The organism is Haloferax gibbonsii (assembly GCF_001190965.1).
Lineage (GTDB): Archaea > Halobacteriota > Halobacteria > Halobacteriales > Haloferacaceae > Haloferax > Haloferax gibbonsii.
Genome location: NZ_CP011947.1, coordinates 1656902 through 1676718 on the forward strand (window position 1 = coordinate 1656902; position 19817 = coordinate 1676718).

The following is a 19817-nucleotide window of genomic DNA, read 5'->3' on the forward strand; positions in this document are numbered from 1 at the left end:
AGTCTCCGACTTCGAACGCTTCTATCTCCGCGTTTCGAGCCACCCGCGGCTCCCGGGCCGTCCGCGTCTCAGTCGTCGAGGCCGTCGCGTTCGAGCCGCCACGCGAATATCGCCCGGAGCACCGCGACGAGGCTGTTCGTTTCGCCCGCCCCCCAAATCGCCGTCTCCGAGCGAGGGTCGGACGGAGTGGCGTCGCTGCCGTTGACGAGCACGCTCACGAGCGTCTGATTCCTATCGACCATCATGAGGCGGCCCGCGGGCGTGTCCGACCACATCCAGAGCGTGTCGAACAGCTCCGCGTCGGGGATCTCGTCGCGAATCGTCTCCTGAACGTCCGGTGAGATTCCCGCCACCCGAATCGAGACGCCCCGGCGTGCCGCCTCCCCAAGCGCCTCGACGATGTCCTCGGTGAGCAGTCCCTCGACGGTCATGTAGACGATTTCGTCGTCCGCGTCGCCGATGAATTCGAGGACGCGGTCCGTGACGGCTGACTGGCCGTCGACGGTCCAGACGCCGCGTTGTTCCTGCTTGCGTTGCGCCGTCCCGAGTTCTTGGAGCGCCGTCGTCAGAAGGGAGGTCCGCTGTCTCATCTCGTGTTCGAACTTCTGGCACGTCGTCTCCGCGGACACCACCCAGAACTGCTTCGGTGAGGACTGCTGGACGTCGACGAGTCCCCGCTCGCGTAACTCGTCGACCGCGTCGTACACCCGAGTTCGCGGGACCTCGGAGACCTCGCTAATCTCCGTTGCCGTGCCGATACCGAGGCTGGTGAGTGCGACGAAGGTCCGTGCGGCGTACGCGCTGAGGCCGAGTTGTTTCAGTTGTTCGATTGCGACAGAACGGAAGTCGTCGCCCGAGTCAGTACTCATAATGGGTGCCTCGCTGTCTGCGAACTCAGCCACGACGGGTGGCTGAGGCGGCACGTGTCAGTTGTGGTTGGGACACAGTACTTCGCTGTGTGCCGCACTCTCCATTCGTCTTGGCGCCGTATAGTTGTTTGTGATTAACTGAGTGAATTTATTACGTGTCGATTGTCCGCGCGTAACGTACGAAACCCCGGTGAGACTACTTTGTCACTAAGAAAATAACAACGACACGCTCGGAGCCGGAGTGAAAACACGGTTTTAACGCCGAATTAACTCGGTTGGCTAACCCTGTCGAAACGTATTCACTCGAAAAGTAACAATTGTTATCCGTTCGCCGATACAAGCGTTCGTGAGGAGACGGGACGCCTCGGAGTTCGGTTGAGACATATGAGCACGGGAGATTCACAAGAGGACGCTATCGACGTACTTCAGCAACTCGGACTCAAAGAGTACGAGGCAAAGTGTTTCGTCGGTCTCACTCGCGTCTCGACGGGCACGGCGAAGCAACTTAGCGAGATTACCGACGTACCGCGGACTCGCGTGTACGACGCGGTTCGCGTGCTGGAGTCGCAGGGACTCGTCGAAGTCCAGCACTCGAGTCCGCAGCGGTTCCGGGCCGTCCCGCTCGTGGAGGCGACCGAGACGCTCCGTGCGCAGTATCAAAACCGAATCGACCGGCTCACGAACGCGCTGGAGCGGACCGACAGAATCGACTCGGACGAACAGGGCTCGGTTCAGGAAGTCTGGGCGATGTCCGGGACCGAGGGCATCGCGAACCGGACGCACAAGCTCATCGACGACGCGGACGACGAAATCGTGCTCGTCCTCGGCGACGACTCGCTTCTGACCGACCGGTTCGTCGATGACCTGAACGCCCGAGCCGAGGATGTGGACGTGCTCATCGGGGCGGCGACCGAATCCCTGCGACAGCAGGTGCGGGCGGCCGTCCCGAGCGCGACGACGTTCGTCTCCGGTCTCGAATGGCTCCGCGGCGAGAACACCGCCGAGAACCTCGCTATCGGCCGGCTCTTACTCGTCGACCGCTCGTCGATTCTCGTCAGCACCATCGTTCCCGCCACCGGCGAAGAACACGCGATTTTCGGCAGTGGATTCCAGAACGGGCTCATCGTCATCTCGCGTCGGTTGCTGTCCCAAGGATTGCTCGGCCGCGACTCGGAGTAATCCGCTAGCGGCGCTGCCGTTCGTTCGCACGTCGGTTCGCTCGACGACGCCTACAGTACGTCGCCCGGCAGTTTCTTTCGGTGGTCGTCGATGACGCGCAACAGCGGTTCGATATCGTCGAAGCGCGGACCTCTGCGGATGTCGTACCAGTTCCCGTTCGGCTCGATGAGGCCCATCCGTTCGAGCTTCGGGAGGTGCACGTGGTACATCTGTAGTTTTAGTTCCCGCACGTCGGTTCCCGGAGGTGTGTGGTCAGCGTCGAACGCGGTGCTGTCGGGCCCCGCTCTGAGAAGCGTGAGAAGCAGTAGACGCCGTTCGACGTGTTGAATAGCCGCAAGTTGCGTGTCAAACGAGAGTGCCGTTGCTCCATCTTCCATGGTGCATGCGAATATAGCGGCGATATTCTTCAATGCCACACAAATTCACGTGGTAAGTATTTTTGATTATCCGAGTGAGATGTGGGTACCTCAGTGCGGTTGGACTCCTTTCGAGGACCCGAAACCGGCCGCTTCCGACCACCCACCCGCTTTCACCTCCGTTTCGGCGGGCGGGCGGCCGGAGGCGGACGCGTCGAGTCCACAACTTGTCACACCGTTTGCTAGATGTGTTTTACTGATAGACTACGTGCCAAACGCGAGCCCTCCGGAGAATTATTCATAAAGTAAAAAGATTGCTTTGGCTATAACCAAGAGTTAATTCAAAATCAGTCAATTTTATCACCCAAAAGCGGTAACCGTTGGCGTATGAATGGCTCCGACCATGACTGGTGGCCGAACCAGTTGAAACTCGAAATCCTCGACCAGAACGCACAACAGACCGACCCGGTGGGCGAGGAGTTCGACTACGCAGAGGAGTTCCAGAAGCTCGACTACGAGCAGGTGAAAGCCGACCTCGAAGAGCTGATGACCTCCTCGCAGGACTGGTGGCCGGCGGACTACGGTCACTACGGTCCCCTCTTCATCCGAATGGCGTGGCACAGCGCCGGAACGTACCGCGCGCACGACGGCCGCGGCGGCGCCTCCGGCGGGCACCAGCGCCTCCCTCCGATCAGCAGTTGGCCTGACAACGTGAACCTCGACAAGGCGCGCCGACTCCTCTGGCCCGTCAAAAAGAAGTACGGGAACCAGCTCTCGTGGGGCGACCTCATCGTCCTCGCCGGCAACGTGGCCCTCGAATCGATGGGCTTCGAGACGTTCGGCTTCGCGGGCGGCCGCGCCGACGACTACGTCGGCGACAAGGCACCCAGTTGGGGCCCCGAAGAGGAGTGGGAGACGACGTCCCCCGACCGCTTCGACGAGGAGGGTAACCTCAAAGAGCCGCTCGGAAACACCGTGATGGGCCTCATCTACGTCAACCCCGAGGGTCCCAACGGCGAACCCGACCTCGAAGGCTCCGCGAAGAACATCCGCCAGACGTTCAGCGGCATGGCGATGAACGACAAGGAGACCGTCGCGCTCATCGCCGGCGGCCACACCTTCGGGAAGGTCCACGGCGCGGACTCCGGCGACAACCTCGAAGCCGAACCCGAGGCGGCACCCATCGAGGAACAGGGTCTCGGCTGGAAGAACGAGTTCGGCTCCGGAAAGGGCCCCGACACCATCACAAGCGGCATCGAAGGGCCGTGGACGCAGGCCCCCACGAAGTGGGACATGGGCTACGTCGACAACCTGCTCGACTACGAGTGGGAAGCTCACAAGGGCCCCGGCGGCGCGTGGCAGTGGCGGCCGGCCGACGAGTCGCCCGCGGACGAGATTCCGGACGCGGCGCCCGACGCTCACCTCCCCGACCAGCTCGTCGACCCGATGATGCTCACCACCGACATCGCCCTGAAGAAGGACCCCGACTTCCGCGCGGTGCTCGAGGAGTTCCAAGAGGACCCCGCGGAGTTCCAGGAGTCGTTCGCCAAGGCGTGGTACAAGCTCCTCCACCGCGACATGGGCCCGCCGTCCCGACTCGTCGGCCCCGAGGTCCCGGACGAAGCGATGCTGTGGCAGGACCCAATCCCCGACGCCGACTACGACCTCATCGACGAGGACGACGTCGAGGAACTCAAAGCCGAACTTCTCGACTCGGGCCTCTCGGTGTCTCAGCTGGTCAAGACGGCGTGGGCCTCGGCGTCCACGTACCGCGACAGCGACAAGCGCGGCGGCGCGAACGGCGCGCGCATCCGGCTCGAACCCCAGCGTAGCTGGGACGTCAACGAGCCCGACCAGCTCGACGACGTGCTCGGCACCCTCGAAGGGATTCAGGAGTCCTTCAACGCCGCGCAGTCCGACGACACTCGCGTCTCGCTCGCGGACCTCATCGTGCTGGGTGGCGCTGCGGCCATCGAGCAGGCCGCGGCCGACGCCGGCTACGACGTCGAAGTGCCGTTCGAGCCCGGTCGGACCGACGCGTCGCAGGAACAGACCGACGTCGAGTCGTTCGAGATGCTCAAGCCCGACGCCGACGGCTTCCGGAACTACATCGCGGACGACACCGACGAGCGCCCCGAGGACCTGCTCGTCGACAAGGCGGACCTGCTCGACCTCTCGGCGCACGAGATGACCGTCCTCGTCGGCGGCATGCGCGCGCTGGGCGCGAACTACCAGGACTCCGACCTCGGCGTCCTCACCGACGAGCCCGAGACGCTCACGAACGACTTCTTCGTGAACCTGCTCGACATGGACTACGAGTGGGAGCCGGTCTCGGACGACCAGTATCTGTACGAGGTGCGCGACCGCGAGACGGGCGACGTCGAGTGGGAGGCCACTCGCTTCGACCTCGTCTTCGGTTCGAACTCCCGCCTGCGCGCCATCGCGGAAGTGTACGGCGGCGACGACGGCGAAGCGGAGTTCGTCGAGGACTTCGTCGAGACGTGGCACAAGATCATGAGCCACGACCGCTTCGACCTCGAATAACCGCGACGCCCGCCCTCGGCTGAGGCGCGGAATCGGTTCCCGCGGCGGATGCGACCGCCGCCGCGGGCTGACTTTTTTGCTCGCGTTCTCGCATTCGCTCCCCGAGCGACTGCAGACGCGAGTCGGCAGTCGTTCGTCGGTCCCGACTCGACCGGACCCGGCCCGACCCGACCCGGCTCAGCCGCCGGACGGAACCTCGCAGTCGAACGTTTCGAGCTGCTCTTGCAGGCCGCCGGTCTGGCCCCTGAGGTCGTCGAGTTGCGCTCGAATCTCCGAAATCGTCGCCGCTCTGGACTCGGCTTGGCTCGCCAGCGCGTCGCTCTGTTCTGCGATGTCCCGCGAGTGGTCGGCGATGCCGATAATCGCGTCGACAACTTCCTCGGTCGTCCGCGCGCCGTCGTCGGTCGCCGTGGCGACCTCGTTGACCGACATGTCGACGCTTTCGACGATTTCCGAGACCGCCACGAACGCCTCGGCGGCGTCGGTCGTCGTCGACCGCCCGGTTTCGAGTTGCGCCTTCGTCTGTTTCATCTCCGCCTGCACGCGCGCCACGTCCTCGACCGTCTCGGTTATCGTCCGCTCGATGGCCGCCGAGTGGTTCTGCGTCTCGTCGGCGAGGGACTTCACCTCGTTCGCGACGACGGCGAACCCCTCGCTTCCGTCCGAAGCGCGGGCGGCCTCGATGTTCGCGTTGAGCGCGAGCGTGTTCGTCTGCTCGGCGATCGATTCGATGAGGTCGGTGCTCTTCGAGACGTCGTCCATCCGGTCGTCCAGCGATTCGACGAGCGACGCGAGTTCGCCGACGCTCTGCTCGATGTTCTCTATCGCCTCGATGGCCGCCGCCGCGGTTCCCGTGCCCTCTCGGCGGCCGTCGCCGCGTTACTGGCTTCGTCTGAGACCTGGTCGGCGTTCGCGGCGATTTCCTCGATTGTCGCCGACAGGCTGCTCAGTTCGTCGGTCGTGGATTCGAGGTCGTGGGCCTGTTCGCGTACGTCTGTGGCGAACGCCCGCACGTCGGCCGCGAGCTGTCGTTGTGTCCGTTCGAGCGTCTCCGCGTCGTCGTGGGCCGACCGCGTCGTCCGCTCGACGGTCGCCGCGAACGCCCGGAGGTCGACGATGGTCGATGAGAGGTCGCGCTTCATCGCCACAAACGCGTCGCTGATGGCTTCGATAGCCTCGATATCGGTGTTCTCGGGCGGGTTTGCGGTGAAATCCCCTTCCGAGACCGCGTCCATGGCCGCGGCGAGTTCGTCGGCTTGCACCACCAACTGCTCGTTTAGGCGCTCGACTTCGGCCTTCGCCTCCTCGCTGTCTTCGAGGCTCTGCATCTTCTTTCTGGTCTCCTCCCGAGAACGCTCGACGGAAAACCAGTTCGTGACTAACGCCGACGCGAGCATGAGGATGAACACCGCGTGGACGAGCCCCCAGCCCATCGGGTTGGCGATGGCGTCCGGGTGGTTGTACACCGCCTCGGGGTGCGCCATGCCGAAGATGCCGTGCTGGACGGCGACGTACAGGATGCCCACGACGAACGGGAGCCAGTCCTCGTACACCGCGAGGACGCCCACGATGACGAAGAAGTGGAAGTGCGCCTCGATGTATCCCCCCGAGAAATAGACGAGCAGGGCCGAACACGTCATCAAGCCGATCGACGCGAACCCGCTCCGAACCCGGCGCGGAAGCCGCGGCAACCACGCGAACAGGGCCAACCCCACGACCGCTCCGACACCGAGCAGGACGTGCTGGGAGAGTTCGTCATGGTGCGTGACGAAACCGGTTGGTGGTGAAAATGCTAAATCGGTGGCTACAGCGCTCGCTCTTTGGTTCTAAAGCGTTCCAGAACTGTACGGACCCAACGGGCTTTCGTTCGGTGGACGAACGGGGTCTAGATTTCAGGCGAATGAGGGACTGCACGGCGCATTTTCAACGTGACCGACAGGTCGCATTTTTGGATTCATTTCGTTCGAAATCTGAACGTTGGTAGTTGTCTCCCAGCCAGAACGGTTCGTTGTCAAATCGTCTCCTTGTTAGTCGACGACGGGTGACTCGAACACGTTTGTTTGTTTAGTGGTTTAAATAATAGTTTTACAAGGGCCGATATCAACGACTGTTATTTCAAATTTCCCGGGTTGCTCTGTACATACCGGGCTTCATCCCGATCTTGTTCAATTGGTATATGAATAGTTATACATGGGTACCCCATGTACTGCGTAGAAATGCGGAGGAAGAAGCTCCCGAAGGAGGCACCGGGGAAGTACGTCGAGTATCATCCGCGTCCGTATTACTCGCCAGACCCGCTTCCGCCAGAGCCCAAAATCGAACTCCCCGACGAGACACACGACCTCGTCGCCGACGCAGCCTACCAGATTGGTCGTGTCGACGGCATCAGTTCGACAGTCGACTTCGCGGCCGTCCTGTACACGACGCTCATCCGAATCGAGGCAGTCGAGTCCGCCCGAATCGAGGGTGCAGAAGTCGACTACCAGGACGTCGCCGCATTCCACACGAAACACGAAGACAGCGCCGATGCAGAGGCACAAAGCAAGGACTTGCGTGAGGCCCTGAACTACGAGGAGGCGCTCCTGTACGGCATCGACCACGTCGGTGGCGGTGGCGAAATCACGCTCGACCTGCTCAAACACCTCCACGAGATGCTCCTTGACGACGTGCGTAACGAGGGCGACGTCGCCGGAGAGTTCCGCGACCACATGGTCCGGCTCAACAGTCCGAACCCAGCCAAAGACCCGTTCATCCCTCCATCGGCATCGTCTCTCGATGACCTCATGTCCTCACTCGTCGAGTACGTTGGGATGAATGGTGAGTACCACCCACTCGTCGACGCCGCGATTATCCACTACTTCTTCGAGACGGTTCACCCGTTTTCAGACGGGAACGGGCGTCTCGGCCGACTCGTCATCATCCTCTATCTGGTCGACCAAGGCTACATCGAGAGTCCGTACATCTATCCGAGTGCCTACTTCAACCGAAACAAGGTCGAGTACGTCGAGAAGATGCGCGCCGTGAGTGAGCAGGGCGAGTGGGTCGAGTGGATCGGCTTCTTCCTCGAAGCACTTCGGTCGCAGGCCGAAGAGTCGTACGACCGGACGTGGGCACTCAAAGAACTGCAATCGAAGTACGAGACGGACTACGCGGGGAACACGTCGACAGACAGATTCGCCCGCAAATTACTCGAAGTTCCGTACTTCACGGCGAACGACATCGTCCGGGAACTCGACGTGTCACGTGGAACTGCCTACAACGTCATCGATAATCTCGAAGACGCCGGCCTCATCGAAGAAGTGACTGGGGCCGAGTGGGGTCAAGAGTACAAGGCAGTGGAAGTGTTCGACGTGTTCGAGTAGGTCGCTTCGGCGCGAAGGTTTAAGTCATAAACCGGGACCATCCCGGTTTATGCACCGTCGAACGTTCCTCACCTCGCTCGCACTCGCATCGACTGCTGGTTGTACGACGAAGACTGACTCGTCCGCTGCATCGTCTAGGACGGAAGCGACACCAACTCCTGAGGCGAGTGGACCAGTACAACGTTCGGTCGGAGAGTCGTACTCACGGTCCAATGGTGCCACCATTGTGGTTGCATCCGCTCGGTTCAGCGGCGCAGCGCGGCTGGACGATGGAACCACAATCAGCCCAGAGCCGGGTAACGCTTTGATCTTAGCTGACGTCCGGTCAGCGAATACAGGCGAGTCGGTCGTCAACCTCCCTTCCCGTGACTCTCTGGCACTTATCACCGGTGGGAGCCAGTACCGGCCTCTCAAACCGAAGGGGAAACCGGGTGGTGAACCGACGCTGTCGTTCCCGCTCGGTGGGACACTTTACGAAACAGCCGAAGACGCGCATCCTAACGTCACCGCGTTGGGCTGGGTTTTCTTCGAGGTCCCGGCTGACTCGACGGATTTCCGTATTTCGCTCTCCGATTCACAGTCGTCGACTTTGGAAGCGTATTGGGAGGGAACGGTCGACCCGAGTTCGCTTCCAGATGTGGAACTCACGTCTCTCGATGTCCCCGAAGAACACGTTAACGGTGACCCAATAGAGTTCTCGGTGTCGGTGACGAACACCGGTGGGAGTGCTGGATTGTTCAACCAGCGGTTCTCTGTCGCACGGAGCACCGAGCCGAATGCACCGGGCGGCGTACTTGATACCACAGTTGAGCCTGGTGAGACGGTGACAATCGAAAGGACGGTCCCAGCAAAAGGGGTTCAAGACGTAACGATTGCAGTGCCTCCGGCGTTCGAGAAAACGACTCACGTCGTTCCCACGAAGGCACAGTTTGGAAGCTCTCACGAGCTACCGAATGGTGTCAAACTTCGGGTGAGCAAACCGACAGTCAGTGATACGGTCTGGGTCGACGAAAACGGAAGTGGCTTCGAAAACTACTCTCTCGACAGGCGTTCGTTCGCTGTCTTCGAGATAACTGCGTGGAACCCGACGGATTCGACTATCTCAGAACCTGACAAAGACTGGTTCGAAGTCGAAGGGAACGGATTTGTCGATTCAAATTCGAACCGTGGGTTCGCACGTGGACTGCGTGAACCGGTCGAGATGCCATACTTCCGTGGCTCGCGTGAGCTTGCCCCCGGAGAAACGACGAATGGTGTCCTCTACTTCGACGTTCCGAAGAACACGAGTGTTGACGAGATCGCTTGTCGAGTGAAATGGCCTGTGACGGAACGTTCGAACAAGGTCTGTGAATGGAAGATGAGTGAATAACCACGCGTACAGGCCTGTTCGTCTTCCAAGAGTTGGTGTAGAGTATCTCGATACGGTCTGGTTCGATAGGTACCATTCCCTCTCGGCGAACGAAATCTACGGTAGTTCGTTCGTCCAACTGTCGAGGAACCTTCTGTGGCCTCTATGCACTGAATATGTGGTTTTAGAAAATGACGGACCCGAAGGGAATGCGTCATCGTGTGTGACGAATTTGGTTTAATCGGTTCGTTGTCTGGCGATTAGCGACTCTCAGTTCTGGCTACCTCAGATACTGTTCAACCTGCTCGACGACGCGGTCGACAAACGTCTCTTCGAGACGTCCCTGCCACGCCACGAAATCCTCTTTGCGAGGTGAGTGAACTGCCCACGGAGAGACGAACGAGTCGCGAGGAACACCACCGATTTCCCAGAGGCCATCGGTGAGCGGGAGTGAGTCGTCGTACTCTTTCGTCGAGATAGCGACCGCAATGTACTGCTGGCCACCGAACGGGTGAGAGTCGTTGTTGACGATGAGCCACGGTCGTTGCTTGTCATCACCGAGTTTGAAGGGGTCAGAACTCCGGACGACGTCTCCGCGCTCTGGCTGCATCTACTGTCGGTCCTCGTCTCGTTCGCTCGGATGTGGTGTCTCCGGAGCGACTGAGTCCCACTCGTCGGCGTCGATGCCACTGTCTTCGTCGTTGAGTCGCTCGCTCGTGGTGTGGTGGTCGTAGGCGGCAGCGACACGCTCTTGGTCCTCTGCGATTGCCCAGAACTCTCCCTTGTGGCGAACGAGGTTGCGGTCCTTCAAGCGGGAGAGTGCAGTCCCGACGGTATTCGGGTTCTCGCTGATGGCAGTCGCAATCTCAGAGCGGGTGAATGCTTGGTCGCTGTGAGTGTAGAGGTACGTGACCACCTGTTCGGGGACGCTTGGCCCTCGTGGAAGGTCACCAGATTCGAAGTCGTCGATGCTCACGGGCATACTGTGAAATATGTGTACTGATGTAATGAGTGTACTGCTGTACTTTGTGTTCTGAAGATTGTAGTGAGTTCGTCATGCTACGTGACGAAATCTGTCGACAGGAAAATATGCGATTCGACGGGTAGAGAGCCCGCTCTTTGGTTCTAAAGCGTTCCAGAACTGTACGGACCCGACGGGCTTTCGTTCGGTGGACGAACGAGGTCTAGATTTCAGGTGGTAGAGGGGCTGTACGGCACATTTCCAGCACGACCAGTAGACTGCATTTTTGGATTCATCTCGTTCATCAGACGAACGCCATCCTTTGTCAGACCCATATTTCCAACCTAGTGGATATATGTTTTACCACTTCGTAGAACCGAGTATGCCCGACGAAACCCAGAACGACCCTCGTGCTTCGATGACCCGAGGCGAGCGCATCCGTGCCGCCGCCCGCACCCTTCGAACGCCTCGAACCGCGTCGTGGGTCGCAAACGAGACTGATGTTTCCGTCAAGACGGCCCAGAAGTATCTGGACCAGCTCGTTGAGGACAACGTCCTCCGCAAAATCGAACAGGGCGACCAGACGCTCTACTGCGTTGACCAGCTGATGGCGACCTACCGAGAGGTCGCGGCACTCCAGCGAGAACATAGCCGGGAGGAGTTGACGAACGCCCTCGATTCGATGCGGAGCAAGATCACGGACTGGAAGCAGTCGTATGATGTCGAGACACCAGGCGAACTTCGAGCGAGTATCGCCGACCTCGACGACGCCGACGAAGTCGCGGAACGCCGGGAAGTCGCCAGCGAGTGGGAACACCTCGCTGACCGCATCCCGGTCGTTCGAGCGGCACTCAACGAGTACGACTGGGCAAGCAAGCGAGACTCCATCTCTGCCTGACCAAATGGGGTTATCAGGAACTATCGACAGTTCGGTCTACGAGGGACTGAAAGACGTTCTGCAGCGACATCCTGCGGTCACGTCAGTGTCCTACGAACCGGACAGCATCGTCAAGAAGTTCATCCAAGCAGCGATTGACCCCAACCGAGTCGTTCCGACGACTGGGCCATTGTCGCCGACGCTCGATGTCGAGTGGCGGTTCGTTGGAGACGAGTCACAGTTCCGGATACATTACGCAGACCCGAATACAGGATTCAATTGCGGATGGCATCGTGACGACGACCATCCCGAACTTGGAGCGGTTCATTTCCAGTATTATCTGCCAGATAGAGAAGAGACCAATCACGAGGCGGCTCAGTTCGAGAAGCAGATTCCGACGGAGATTCTGTGGACGGTTCTGGACAGGTTGTTTCAGGAACGACTTCCGGAACTCACGATGGAATAGGTAGCGTTGGGAACGAACGAAATCTTGGACAGTTTGTTCATTGAAGCGGTGAGGGAACTTCTGGGGTCTCTCTGTGTCGAATATGCCGTTTTAGAAAATGACGGACCCGACGGGATTCCCGCGAGCGCAAGCGAGCGGGAAGTCGTCGGGGGAGTGAGCGGAGCGAACGGACCCGACGGGATTTGAACCCGCGACATCTTGGTCCGGAACCAAGCACTCTGTCCACTGAGCTACGGGCCCTCAGCGGAGAGAGCTACACGGCACCGACGTAAAACCGTTGTGGAACCCACGCCGGCGGCCGATTACGTTCCGGTCGCGTCGGCGTCGACGACGCTGTGTTTCCACGTGCCACGGGTGAACCACGCCGTGGCCGCAATCGCGCCGAGAATCTGCCCGACGGCCATCCCGAGCCAGATGCCCGTCTCGGCGAACCCGAACTGGAACGAAAGCAGGTAGACGATTGGCACGCGGCCCAACCAGAGCGCGAACAGCGAGAAACCGAGGGCGGTCTTGGTGTTCCCCGCGCCGCGGTACGCGCCGAGGACGACCTGGAGGACGCCGATGAAACCGAATTCGAACGCCCGGATGCGGATGTACTCGACGCCGAGGTCGATCGTCTGGGCGGCCGACGCGGTCCCGGTTTGGAGGAAGAACGCGACGATGGGTTCGGCGAAGACGTAGGCGAGCACGCCGGTGACGAGCATGACGCTCGCGCCGACCTTGGCGGCGAGCCAGACGGCGCTCTCGGCGCGGTCGGGTTTCTGCGCGCCGAGGTTCTGGCCGACGATGGTGTTCGTCGCCCGTCCGAGGCCGAGCGCCGGGAGGAACACCAGCGACGTGAGTCGGTTGCCGAGGCCGAACGCGGCGACGACCTCGGGCTTGAACGTGACGACCATCGCGGTGAGGGTGATGAAACCGAGGGCGGTGGCGGACTGCTCGATGGCGCTCGGGACGCCGATATCGACGATTTTCTTGATGTACTCGAACTGCGGGCGGAAGTCGGCGAGCTGCACGTCGGGGCCGGCGCTCGTCCCGAAGATGACGTAGATGCCGATGATGGTGGCGACGGCGCGAGAGAGGACCGTCGCGTACGCCGCGCCGGCGACTTTGAAGCCGTCAAAGCCCGTGGCGGTGAAGAGGCTCGCCTGAAGCCCCTCTAATCCGAGCATCGAAAACAGCGGATTGGCGTCGAAGCCGAAGATGAACACGGGGTCGATGACGATGTTGATGACGACGCTGATGAACATCACGACCATCGGGGCGCGGGTGTTGCCGTAGCCGCGCATGAGCGCGGAGAAGACGAAGAAGCCGAAGAGGAACGGCAGGCCGAGGAAGAACACGCGCATGTAGTCGCCGGCGAGGGGGATGACCTGCCCGGCGGTCGCCTCCGAACTCGGGAGGACGCCGAGCATCGCGTCGGTGGCGAAAAAGCCGATGACGCCGACGACGACGGCGATGACGGTGATGAACGTGAGCGTCTGCCCGGCGACGGTCCCGGCGGAGCCCTCGCTTTTCGCGCCGGTGTACTGGGCGACGAGCGTGCTCCCGGCGACGGTGAAGCCGCCGCCGACGGAGATGAGCAGGAAGATGAGGGGAAACGCGAGGCTGATGGCGGCGACGGCGTCGGTCGAGAGCCGGCCGAGCCAGACGGTGTCGGCGAGGTTGTACGCCACCTGGAGGAGTTCGGTGACGATAATGGGCCACGCCAGTTCGAACATCGGCCGTTTGAGGTCGCCTTCGGTGAGGGAACCTCCTTCGGGGAGGGACACTGAACAGGTGAGACACGCGGAGACCGTTTGAAAGCGTCGATAGGCGTCTTCGCCCCTCGGATTCGCCTCGCCGACAAGCGGGAGCGACCGGGGGCGACAGCCGCGAACCGTGAACCGTGAACCGCGAACCTCGGGGCCGAACGGGACGGGCGCGGCTCACCGAAACGGGTGGCGTCGAGAGAAACGGTGGGTGGTTGCGGTTCGTCGCGTTACGGCGCTTCGCCGGTCTCGATGGCGAAGTCGGCCTTCGGGTAGGCGACGCAGGTGAGCGTGTAGCCGTTGTCCATCTCCTCGTCGGAGAGGGTCTCTTGGGTGTGGTGCGTGATGTACTCCTCGGCCGGGCCGTTGGTAATCTTCGCGGCACAGGAGACACAGGAACCCTGCCGGCACGCATAGGGGAGGTCCATCCCGGCGTCTTCACCCTGGTCGAGCACCGTCTCGTTGCTCGCCAGTTCGATGGTCTCGCCCTGCTTGACGAACTCGACTTCGAAGTACTCGACTTCGTCTTCGGGCATGTCGGCGGGGCTCGGCTCTTCTTCCGCCTCCTCGCCTTCGAGCTCGGCGCCCTCTTCGCCGCCCGCGACCGCGGCGACGCCGCCGCCCCCGCCGATGGAACGGTTCATCGGCTCGGGGAAGTCGGTCTCTGCGACGGTCGCCGCGCGGCGTTCGAGGACTTCCTGTGTGATGTCGGCGGTCGGCTCCCAGCCGGTGCCCTTCGAGTAGTGCAGGGCGACGGCGAGGAGTACCAGGACCAATCCGGCCCCGACACCCACCAGACTGATGACTGCCATACCGGCGGATATGGAGGGAGGGGTTAAGGAAATTGTGATTGTGGCGGCACCCGCGGGCGGTCGATTTCACCGCCGAGACGCGGGTCTCACGCGGGTTCCCACAATATCGAGGTGGCCCTCGGTATCATATCGAGGCCGCCCCCGGTATCGCGCTCGCGCCGACGGGGGCCGCGTCAGACCCCGTCAGTCGTCCTTCCGAGCGACCTCGTGGCGGCCGAAGCCGTACCGGAGCCGGTTGGCGAGGCGACGGGAGAAGCGGTCGTCGGCGCGGGAGCCGAACCGCTCGGCGAGCGACTGGTAGATGAGCGGGACCGGGACCTCCTGTTCGAGCGCCTCCTGGACCGTCCACGTGCCCGTCGAGCCGCCCGCGACGTGGTCGTCCACGTCGCCGAGGTCGCTTCCCTCCTCGCGGAACGCCTCCTCGCAGAGTTCGAGAAGCCACGAGCGGATGACCGCGCCGTTGTTCCACGTCTGCGCGACCGATTCGAGGTCGAGGTCGTAGCGGCCCTCGGCGAGCAGTTCGAAGCCCTCGCCGTACGCCTGCATCAGCGCGTACTCGACCCCGTTGTGGACCATCTTCACGTAGTGGCCGGAGCCGGAGTCGCCCATGTGGCCGTGGCCGGCGGGGCCGGTCGCCACGGCGTCGAAGACGGGAGACAGCTCGTCGTAGGCCCACTCCGGGCCGCCGACCATGAGCGAGAAGCCGAGTTCGGCACCGGCGGGGCCGCCGGAGGTGCCGCAGTCGAGGTAGGCCGCCGAGCACGCCTCGGCGCGCCGCACGGACTCCTCGAAGTGGGAGTTGCCGCCGTCGACGACCACGTCGTCCCCGTCGAGATGCGGGTCGAGGTCGTCGAGGGTCGCGTCCACCGCGTCGCCCGCGGGGACCATGAGCCAGATTCGCTTGTCGTCGCCGAGCCGGTCGACGAGGTCGGCGACGCTGTCCGCGGGTTCGGCACCCGCGTCGGCGGCCGCCGCGACGGCTTCCGCCGAGAGGTCGAAGGCCACGACCTCGTGCCCGGCATCGAGCACTCGGTCGACTACGATGCGCCCCATCCGGCCGAGGCCGATGACGCCTAATTGCATGCGTCGGCATCGTCCGCGGGGGGTGGTAGTGGTTGTGGTTTGGCGCGTGCGCGGTCGCCGTCGAGGCCGGCCGCTCCGCCGACGGTACCGACCGCTCAGAGCCGCGCCAACAGCGCCTCGGCCAATCGGTCGCCGGCGGCGTCGTCGGTCCGGAAGAAGAGCTCTGGCTCGATGAGTTCGACTTCGAGGAGGAGGAAGTCGTCGCCGCGCTCCACGCCGTCGACGCGGGCGTACAGCGGCGGGTCGCCGCCGAGGTGGGCCGAGACGGCGTCGACGACGCGCCGGGCGTTATCGAGCAGCGTTTCGCTCGGCTCCTCGACGTGGACGCTCCCGCCGTGTTTCTCTTGGACGCGGTAGTCGCCCGGCTCGGGGCGCTTGACCACCGCGTGGCTGAACTCGTCGCCGAAGAAGACGAGCGACCACTCGCCGTCTTCGATGTCCGGCGCGAACTCCTGAACCAACACGTCTTTTTCTGCCACGAGGTCGTCCACCCACGGCTGGGCGTCGGCGGCCTCCGCGCGACTCAACTGTCTCGTCTCGAACGCGCCCGCGCTCACGGCGGGCTTGACGACGAGTTCGTCCCACCCTCGCGTCTCGAAGACGGCTTCGAGAGACACGTCGCCGCCGCGTTCGACGTACTCGGTCGGCAGCGTCGACACGCCGGCGTCGGCGAGGTCGCGCAGGTAGAACTTGTGGCTGTTCCAGTCGAGCGTCGTCGGCGGGTTCCACACCGCGCAGTCGGCGTCGGAGAGGCGGTCGACCCACGCGGCGTAGGCCCTCGGATGCCGGTAGTAGTCCCAAATCGACCGGACGACCACGGCGTCGAAGTCGCTCCAGTCGACCGACTCGTCGGACCAGACGACCGGCTCCGCCGCCACGTCACGCTCCCGGAGCGCCGCGAGGAACGAGGCGTCGTCGTCGACGAGTTCCGGGAGGTCCTCGGAGGTGGCGAGTGCGATGGAAGTCACGGGAGATGATGGCAGATATCGGGCGATAAGCGTTCTGTAACGCTCGGTCCGTTCGCCGCAATCACCGCTTTCGGGGCCGCGGTCGGGCGGCGTCGCGGCCGCAGACGCCGACGTTTTTACTGCCGCGCGCGAGGCTCGGGTATGGACGAACGCATCCACGAGCACGCCGCGGTGCTCGTCGACTGGAGCGCGCGAATCGAGGCCGGCGACGACGTGGTCGTCTCCGTCGGCGAGGGAGCCCACGACCTCGCGGTCGCCGTCGCCGACGCCCTCGGCGAGCGCGGCGCGAGCGTCGTCACGATCTACGCCTCCGAGGAGGTCCAGCGGGCGTACCTCCGCGCGCACGACGGCGACTTCGACCTCCCCGAACACGAACTCGCCCTCTACGAGGCCGCCGACTCGGTGCTCTTCCTCGGCGGCACCCGCAACACGGCGGCGACCGCGGACGTGCCGACCGAGACGCGGCAGGCCTACGGGCGCGCCACGAGCGAGGTCAAGGAGGCGCGTATGGACACCGACTGGGTCTCGACGGTCCACCCCACCCGCGCGGCGGCCCAGCAGGCGGGCATGTCGTTCGAGGAGTACGCCGACTTCGTCTACGACGCGATTCTCCGCGACTGGTCGGAACTCGCCGACGAGATGGCGAACATGAAAGACGTGCTCGACGCCGGCTCGGAGGTCCGCATCGTCAAGGCGGACACCGACCTCACGATGTCAATCGAGGGCCGCACCGCGGTCAACTCCGCGGCCTCCGTCGCCTACGACTCCCACAACCTCCCGTCGGGCGAGGTGTTCACCGCGCCCGTCGAGGACGCGGTCGAGGGCGAGGTGTTCTTCGACGTGCCGATGACGCTGGAGGGCCAGCGCGTCGAGAACGTCCACCTGACGTTCGAGGGCGGCGAAGTGGTCGACTTCTCCGCGGGCACGGGCGAGGACGCGCTCGCCGGCATCCTCGACACCGACGAGGGCGCGCGCCGCCTCGGCGAACTCGGAATCGGCATGAACCGCGGTATCGACCGCTTTACCGACAGCATCCTCTTCGACGAGAAGATGGGCGACACCATCCACCTCGCGGTCGGGCGGGCGTACGGCGCGTGTCTCCCCGAGGGCGAAGACGGCAACCAGTCCGCGGTCCACGTGGACATGATCACCGACATGAGCGAGGACTCGCGCATCGAAGTCGACGGCGAGGTCGTCCAGCGGAACGGCACGTTCCGCTGGGAAGACGGGTTCTGAGCCGTCACAGCGACGGATTCTGAACCCGCCGTCCGCCGGGGTTGAGACGGTTAAGATACCATGTCCAACGGTAACTCTGCGCTTACTAAAACGGTCTGAGGACGTAGCTGTCGGCTATGGCGCGATTCGGCCGAACGAGGCGGCGGTTCCTCGAACTGGTGGGGAGTGGTGCGGTAGTGGGTGTCGCTGGCTGCCTCGGCGGTGGTGGCGGCGAACAGGAGACGGAGACGGAGACGACAACGACGGCAGAGGAGTCGGACGACGACCACGACGAGGAGCGTCCCGAGGGGGTCTCCGCGGAGGAGTTCGAACACGGCCCGGTTCCGGAGGCCTACCGGACGGCGCTCTCGCAGGCGAACGAGCAGCGGGACCCCGAGAACCTGTTCACGAAGGAGGCGGTCAAGTTCCAGGAGGCGGACGACGCCGTCGAGGCGGGCCTCACCGAGGCCGGACGAGACTGCGGCAACTGCGCGGAGTACATCCCCGACAAGAACGGCGACGGCTTCGGTGCCTGCGCGAAAGTCGAGGGCTACGTCGACCCCGCAGACTGGTGTTCGCTCTGGGAGTCCATCGAGGAAGCGGAGGCCGAAGGCGAGACGGGCGGAGACGAGACCGAATACGTCGTCTGAGGGGTCACTCCTGGGCCACGCCGATGTTCTTCAGCGACCCGCCGCACCGCGGACAGACCTGCTCGTAGACGCCGTGTCCCGAGCGGTGGCCACAGGCGGTACACTCGTACCACGAGCGCTCGACGAGCGTCGTCGGCTCGGCCTCGACTAACATCTCCGTCCGGCGCTCGACGAGCGCGTCGGTCCGGCGTTCGACCAACTCCGCCGGGGGGCGCTCGACGAGGTCTGTCGGCTCGGGGCCGACCAGCGCCCTGGATTTGGCTTTGACGAGGTCTGCAGGCTCACGAGTGGTGATATCGTTGCTCATGAGACGGTGTACGTCGTGTCAGGTGTTAACTCTTACCAGTACGTGTCGTTCCTCCCTGACGCCGCCGAATTCGGCCGTTTCGCCCCGATTCGGCGGGTACGGTCCCGAGACGCGCTTTCGACGTACTTTTTATCCGCGACCGTTTTCATCCGCGCATGGCAGAATTCATGGTCGTCGTCGCCGACCCCGACACCGGTGCGACCTACCAAGTCGACGTCGAAGGACAGGACGCAAACCGATTCCTCGGCCGCGACCTCGGTGACGAGGTCGACGGTGCGGCCGTCGGTCTCGACGGATTCACGCTCGAACTGACGGGCGGTTCGGACAAGGCCGGCCGACCGATGCACCCCGACGTGCCCGGCGGCGCGCTCAAGGAAATCCTCGCCAAAGACGGCATCGGCTACAAGCCGTCCCGCGACGGCGAGCGCAAGCGCGTCACCGTCCGCGGCCGCGAGGTCTCCGGTGAGACCGTCCAGATCAACGCGAAGGTCGTCTCCGGTGAGGGCGACGTCGCCGCCGCCTTCGGCGAGGGCGACGACGAAGAAGCGGACGAATAACGCCGTCTCACTCCTCTCTTTCCCGTGCCAGAGCAACTGCCCTCCGACCATCCGTCGGTCCAGACGTTCCGCGCGAACATCGCCCGGAGCGGCGGTACCCGTCGCCCCTGCTTGCGCGTTCCGGACGACGTGACCGCCGAAGACGGCGATTTCGTTCGGCTCCACCTCGACGGCACCGCCTACCACGCCCGCCTCTCGGCCGACGCCTCGGGACTCGTGATTCGCGGCGCGTACGACAACAAGCGCCTCGCTCGCACCCCGAACAACGGCGAGAATCGGCTCGTCGAGTGGTGCCGAGAACACGACCGGGCCGACGGCGACGCCGTCGAACTCGACGAACTGGACGACGGCTACCAGTACGGCCTCCGCGTGCCGGGCGTCAGGCAGGTGTACCGCGTCACCGAGCGGCCGAACGACTCGCTTTCGAGCATCGCCGAGAAGTTCGGCCTGTCCGACGAGTGACCGGTCGCACTCCGAGACACGCCGCTTTTACGCGCCGACCGCCCTAGGCGGGG

Annotated in this window: 21 protein-coding genes and 1 tRNA gene; 10 read left to right on the top strand and 12 right to left on the bottom strand. The window is 63.3% G+C overall.

Annotated features, from left to right (window positions below; genetic code table 11):
• Window positions 1–68: 68 nt before the first annotated feature.
• Window positions 69–869 (bottom strand): TrmB family transcriptional regulator, encoded by an 801-nt coding sequence (locus ABY42_RS08630; RefSeq protein WP_050459205.1) that lies wholly within the window; start codon window positions 867–869, stop codon window positions 69–71.
• A 384-nt stretch (window positions 870–1253) separates the two neighbouring features.
• Here ABY42_RS08630 and ABY42_RS08635 point away from each other — a divergent pair, with 384 nt between their 5' ends.
• Entirely contained in the window at window positions 1254–2048 is a 795-nt protein-coding gene (locus tag ABY42_RS08635) for a TrmB family transcriptional regulator (protein WP_050459206.1), read from the top strand.
• A 50-nt stretch (window positions 2049–2098) separates the two neighbouring features.
• Here the strand turns inward: ABY42_RS08635 and ABY42_RS19355 are convergent, their stop codons facing one another.
• A complete protein-coding gene (locus ABY42_RS19355) occupies window positions 2099–2464 on the bottom strand; it encodes a hypothetical protein (protein WP_156224362.1) in 366 nt (121 codons plus the stop codon).
• Window positions 2465–2791: 327 nt separating this feature from the next.
• On the opposite strand from ABY42_RS19355, the gene katG reads away from it, so the two are divergent.
• Complete coding sequence (gene katG / locus ABY42_RS08640; protein ID WP_050459207.1) at window positions 2792–4948, top strand: catalase/peroxidase HPI; 2157 nt, start codon at window positions 2792–2794, stop codon at window positions 4946–4948.
• A 177-nt stretch (window positions 4949–5125) separates the two neighbouring features.
• On the opposite strand, the gene ABY42_RS19950 is transcribed toward katG, so the two are convergent.
• Together ABY42_RS19950 and ABY42_RS19955 are read right to left on the bottom strand one after the other, a co-directional pair.
• Complete coding sequence (locus ABY42_RS19950) at window positions 5126–5782, bottom strand: methyl-accepting chemotaxis protein (protein ID WP_331458228.1); 657 nt, start codon at window positions 5780–5782, stop codon at window positions 5126–5128.
• Window positions 5770–6588: a methyl-accepting chemotaxis protein gene (locus ABY42_RS19955; protein ID WP_231608253.1), complete on the bottom strand. Its 819-nt coding sequence runs from the start codon at window positions 6586–6588 to the stop codon at window positions 5770–5772. The genes ABY42_RS19950 and ABY42_RS19955 overlap by 13 nt, the downstream gene beginning before the upstream one ends.
• A 576-nt stretch (window positions 6589–7164) precedes the next feature.
• Between ABY42_RS19955 and ABY42_RS08650 the strand changes: the two genes are divergently transcribed.
• Window positions 7165–8310: a Fic family protein gene (locus ABY42_RS08650; RefSeq protein ID WP_050459208.1), complete on the top strand. Its 1146-nt coding sequence runs from the start codon at window positions 7165–7167 to the stop codon at window positions 8308–8310.
• 49 nt (window positions 8311–8359) lie between these two features.
• Window positions 8360–9679 carry a hypothetical protein gene (locus ABY42_RS18965; protein WP_082220648.1) on the top strand — a complete coding sequence of 440 codons (1320 nt, stop codon included), beginning with the start codon at window positions 8360–8362 and terminating at the stop codon, window positions 9677–9679.
• 259 nt (window positions 9680–9938) lie between these two features.
• Here the strand turns inward: ABY42_RS18965 and ABY42_RS08655 are convergent, their stop codons facing one another.
• Both ABY42_RS08655 and ABY42_RS08660 read right to left on the bottom strand, forming a co-directional pair.
• Window positions 9939–10268, bottom strand: coding sequence for a type II toxin-antitoxin system PemK/MazF family toxin (locus ABY42_RS08655; RefSeq protein ID WP_004976484.1), 330 nt, complete (start codon window positions 10266–10268; stop codon window positions 9939–9941).
• Window positions 10269–10640, bottom strand: coding sequence for a helix-turn-helix domain-containing protein (locus tag ABY42_RS08660; protein ID WP_050459209.1), 372 nt, complete (start codon window positions 10638–10640; stop codon window positions 10269–10271).
• 361 nt (window positions 10641–11001) lie between these two features.
• Between ABY42_RS08660 and ABY42_RS08665 the strand changes: the two genes are divergently transcribed.
• Together ABY42_RS08665 and ABY42_RS08670 are read left to right on the top strand one after the other, a co-directional pair.
• A complete protein-coding gene (locus tag ABY42_RS08665; protein ID WP_082220649.1) occupies window positions 11002–11517 on the top strand; it encodes a DUF7342 family protein in 516 nt (171 codons plus the stop codon).
• Between the two features lie 85 nt (window positions 11518–11602).
• Complete coding sequence (locus ABY42_RS08670; RefSeq protein ID WP_231608254.1) at window positions 11603–11962, top strand: hypothetical protein; 360 nt, start codon at window positions 11603–11605, stop codon at window positions 11960–11962.
• A 167-nt stretch (window positions 11963–12129) separates the two neighbouring features.
• On the opposite strand, the gene ABY42_RS08675 is transcribed toward ABY42_RS08670, so the two are convergent.
• The 5 genes from ABY42_RS08675 to ABY42_RS08695 form a co-directional block, all read right to left on the bottom strand.
• A tRNA-Arg gene (locus tag ABY42_RS08675) sits at window positions 12130–12202 on the bottom strand.
• Between the two features lie 62 nt (window positions 12203–12264).
• On the bottom strand, window positions 12265–13731 hold the full coding sequence (locus ABY42_RS08680) for an MATE family efflux transporter (protein WP_304999705.1): 1467 nt from the start codon (window positions 13729–13731) through the stop codon (window positions 12265–12267).
• Between the two features lie 209 nt (window positions 13732–13940).
• A complete protein-coding gene (locus ABY42_RS08685) occupies window positions 13941–14522 on the bottom strand; it encodes a 2Fe-2S iron-sulfur cluster-binding protein (RefSeq protein WP_049905177.1) in 582 nt (193 codons plus the stop codon).
• A 183-nt stretch (window positions 14523–14705) separates the two neighbouring features.
• Window positions 14706–15605, bottom strand: coding sequence for a phosphogluconate dehydrogenase (NAD(+)-dependent, decarboxylating) (gene gnd / locus ABY42_RS08690; RefSeq protein ID WP_008574684.1), 900 nt, complete (start codon window positions 15603–15605; stop codon window positions 14706–14708).
• A 95-nt stretch (window positions 15606–15700) separates the two neighbouring features.
• Window positions 15701–16573: an ATP-grasp domain-containing protein gene (locus tag ABY42_RS08695; protein WP_050459211.1), complete on the bottom strand. Its 873-nt coding sequence runs from the start codon at window positions 16571–16573 to the stop codon at window positions 15701–15703.
• 141 nt (window positions 16574–16714) lie between these two features.
• Between ABY42_RS08695 and ABY42_RS08700 the strand changes: the two genes are divergently transcribed.
• Entirely contained in the window at window positions 16715–17809 is a 1095-nt protein-coding gene (locus tag ABY42_RS08700) for an aminopeptidase (RefSeq protein WP_050459212.1), read from the top strand.
• 116 nt (window positions 17810–17925) lie between these two features.
• Entirely contained in the window at window positions 17926–18438 is a 513-nt protein-coding gene (locus tag ABY42_RS08705) for a high-potential iron-sulfur protein (RefSeq protein ID WP_049905176.1), read from the top strand.
• 4 nt (window positions 18439–18442) lie between these two features.
• Here ABY42_RS08705 and ABY42_RS08710 read toward each other — a convergent pair whose 3' ends face one another.
• The gene (locus tag ABY42_RS08710) at window positions 18443–18745 is read right to left on the bottom strand and encodes a rubrerythrin-like domain-containing protein (protein WP_050459214.1); all 303 of its coding nucleotides are present in this window, start codon (window positions 18743–18745) and stop codon (window positions 18443–18445) included.
• Between the two features lie 155 nt (window positions 18746–18900).
• Here ABY42_RS08710 and ABY42_RS08715 point away from each other — a divergent pair, with 155 nt between their 5' ends.
• Window positions 18901–19302, top strand: coding sequence for a 30S ribosomal protein S6e (locus ABY42_RS08715; protein ID WP_004976475.1), 402 nt, complete (start codon window positions 18901–18903; stop codon window positions 19300–19302).
• A 24-nt stretch (window positions 19303–19326) separates the two neighbouring features.
• Window positions 19327–19764: a DUF7112 family protein gene (locus tag ABY42_RS08720; protein WP_008096630.1), complete on the top strand. Its 438-nt coding sequence runs from the start codon at window positions 19327–19329 to the stop codon at window positions 19762–19764.
• The last annotated feature ends 53 nt before the right edge of the window (window positions 19765–19817 follow it).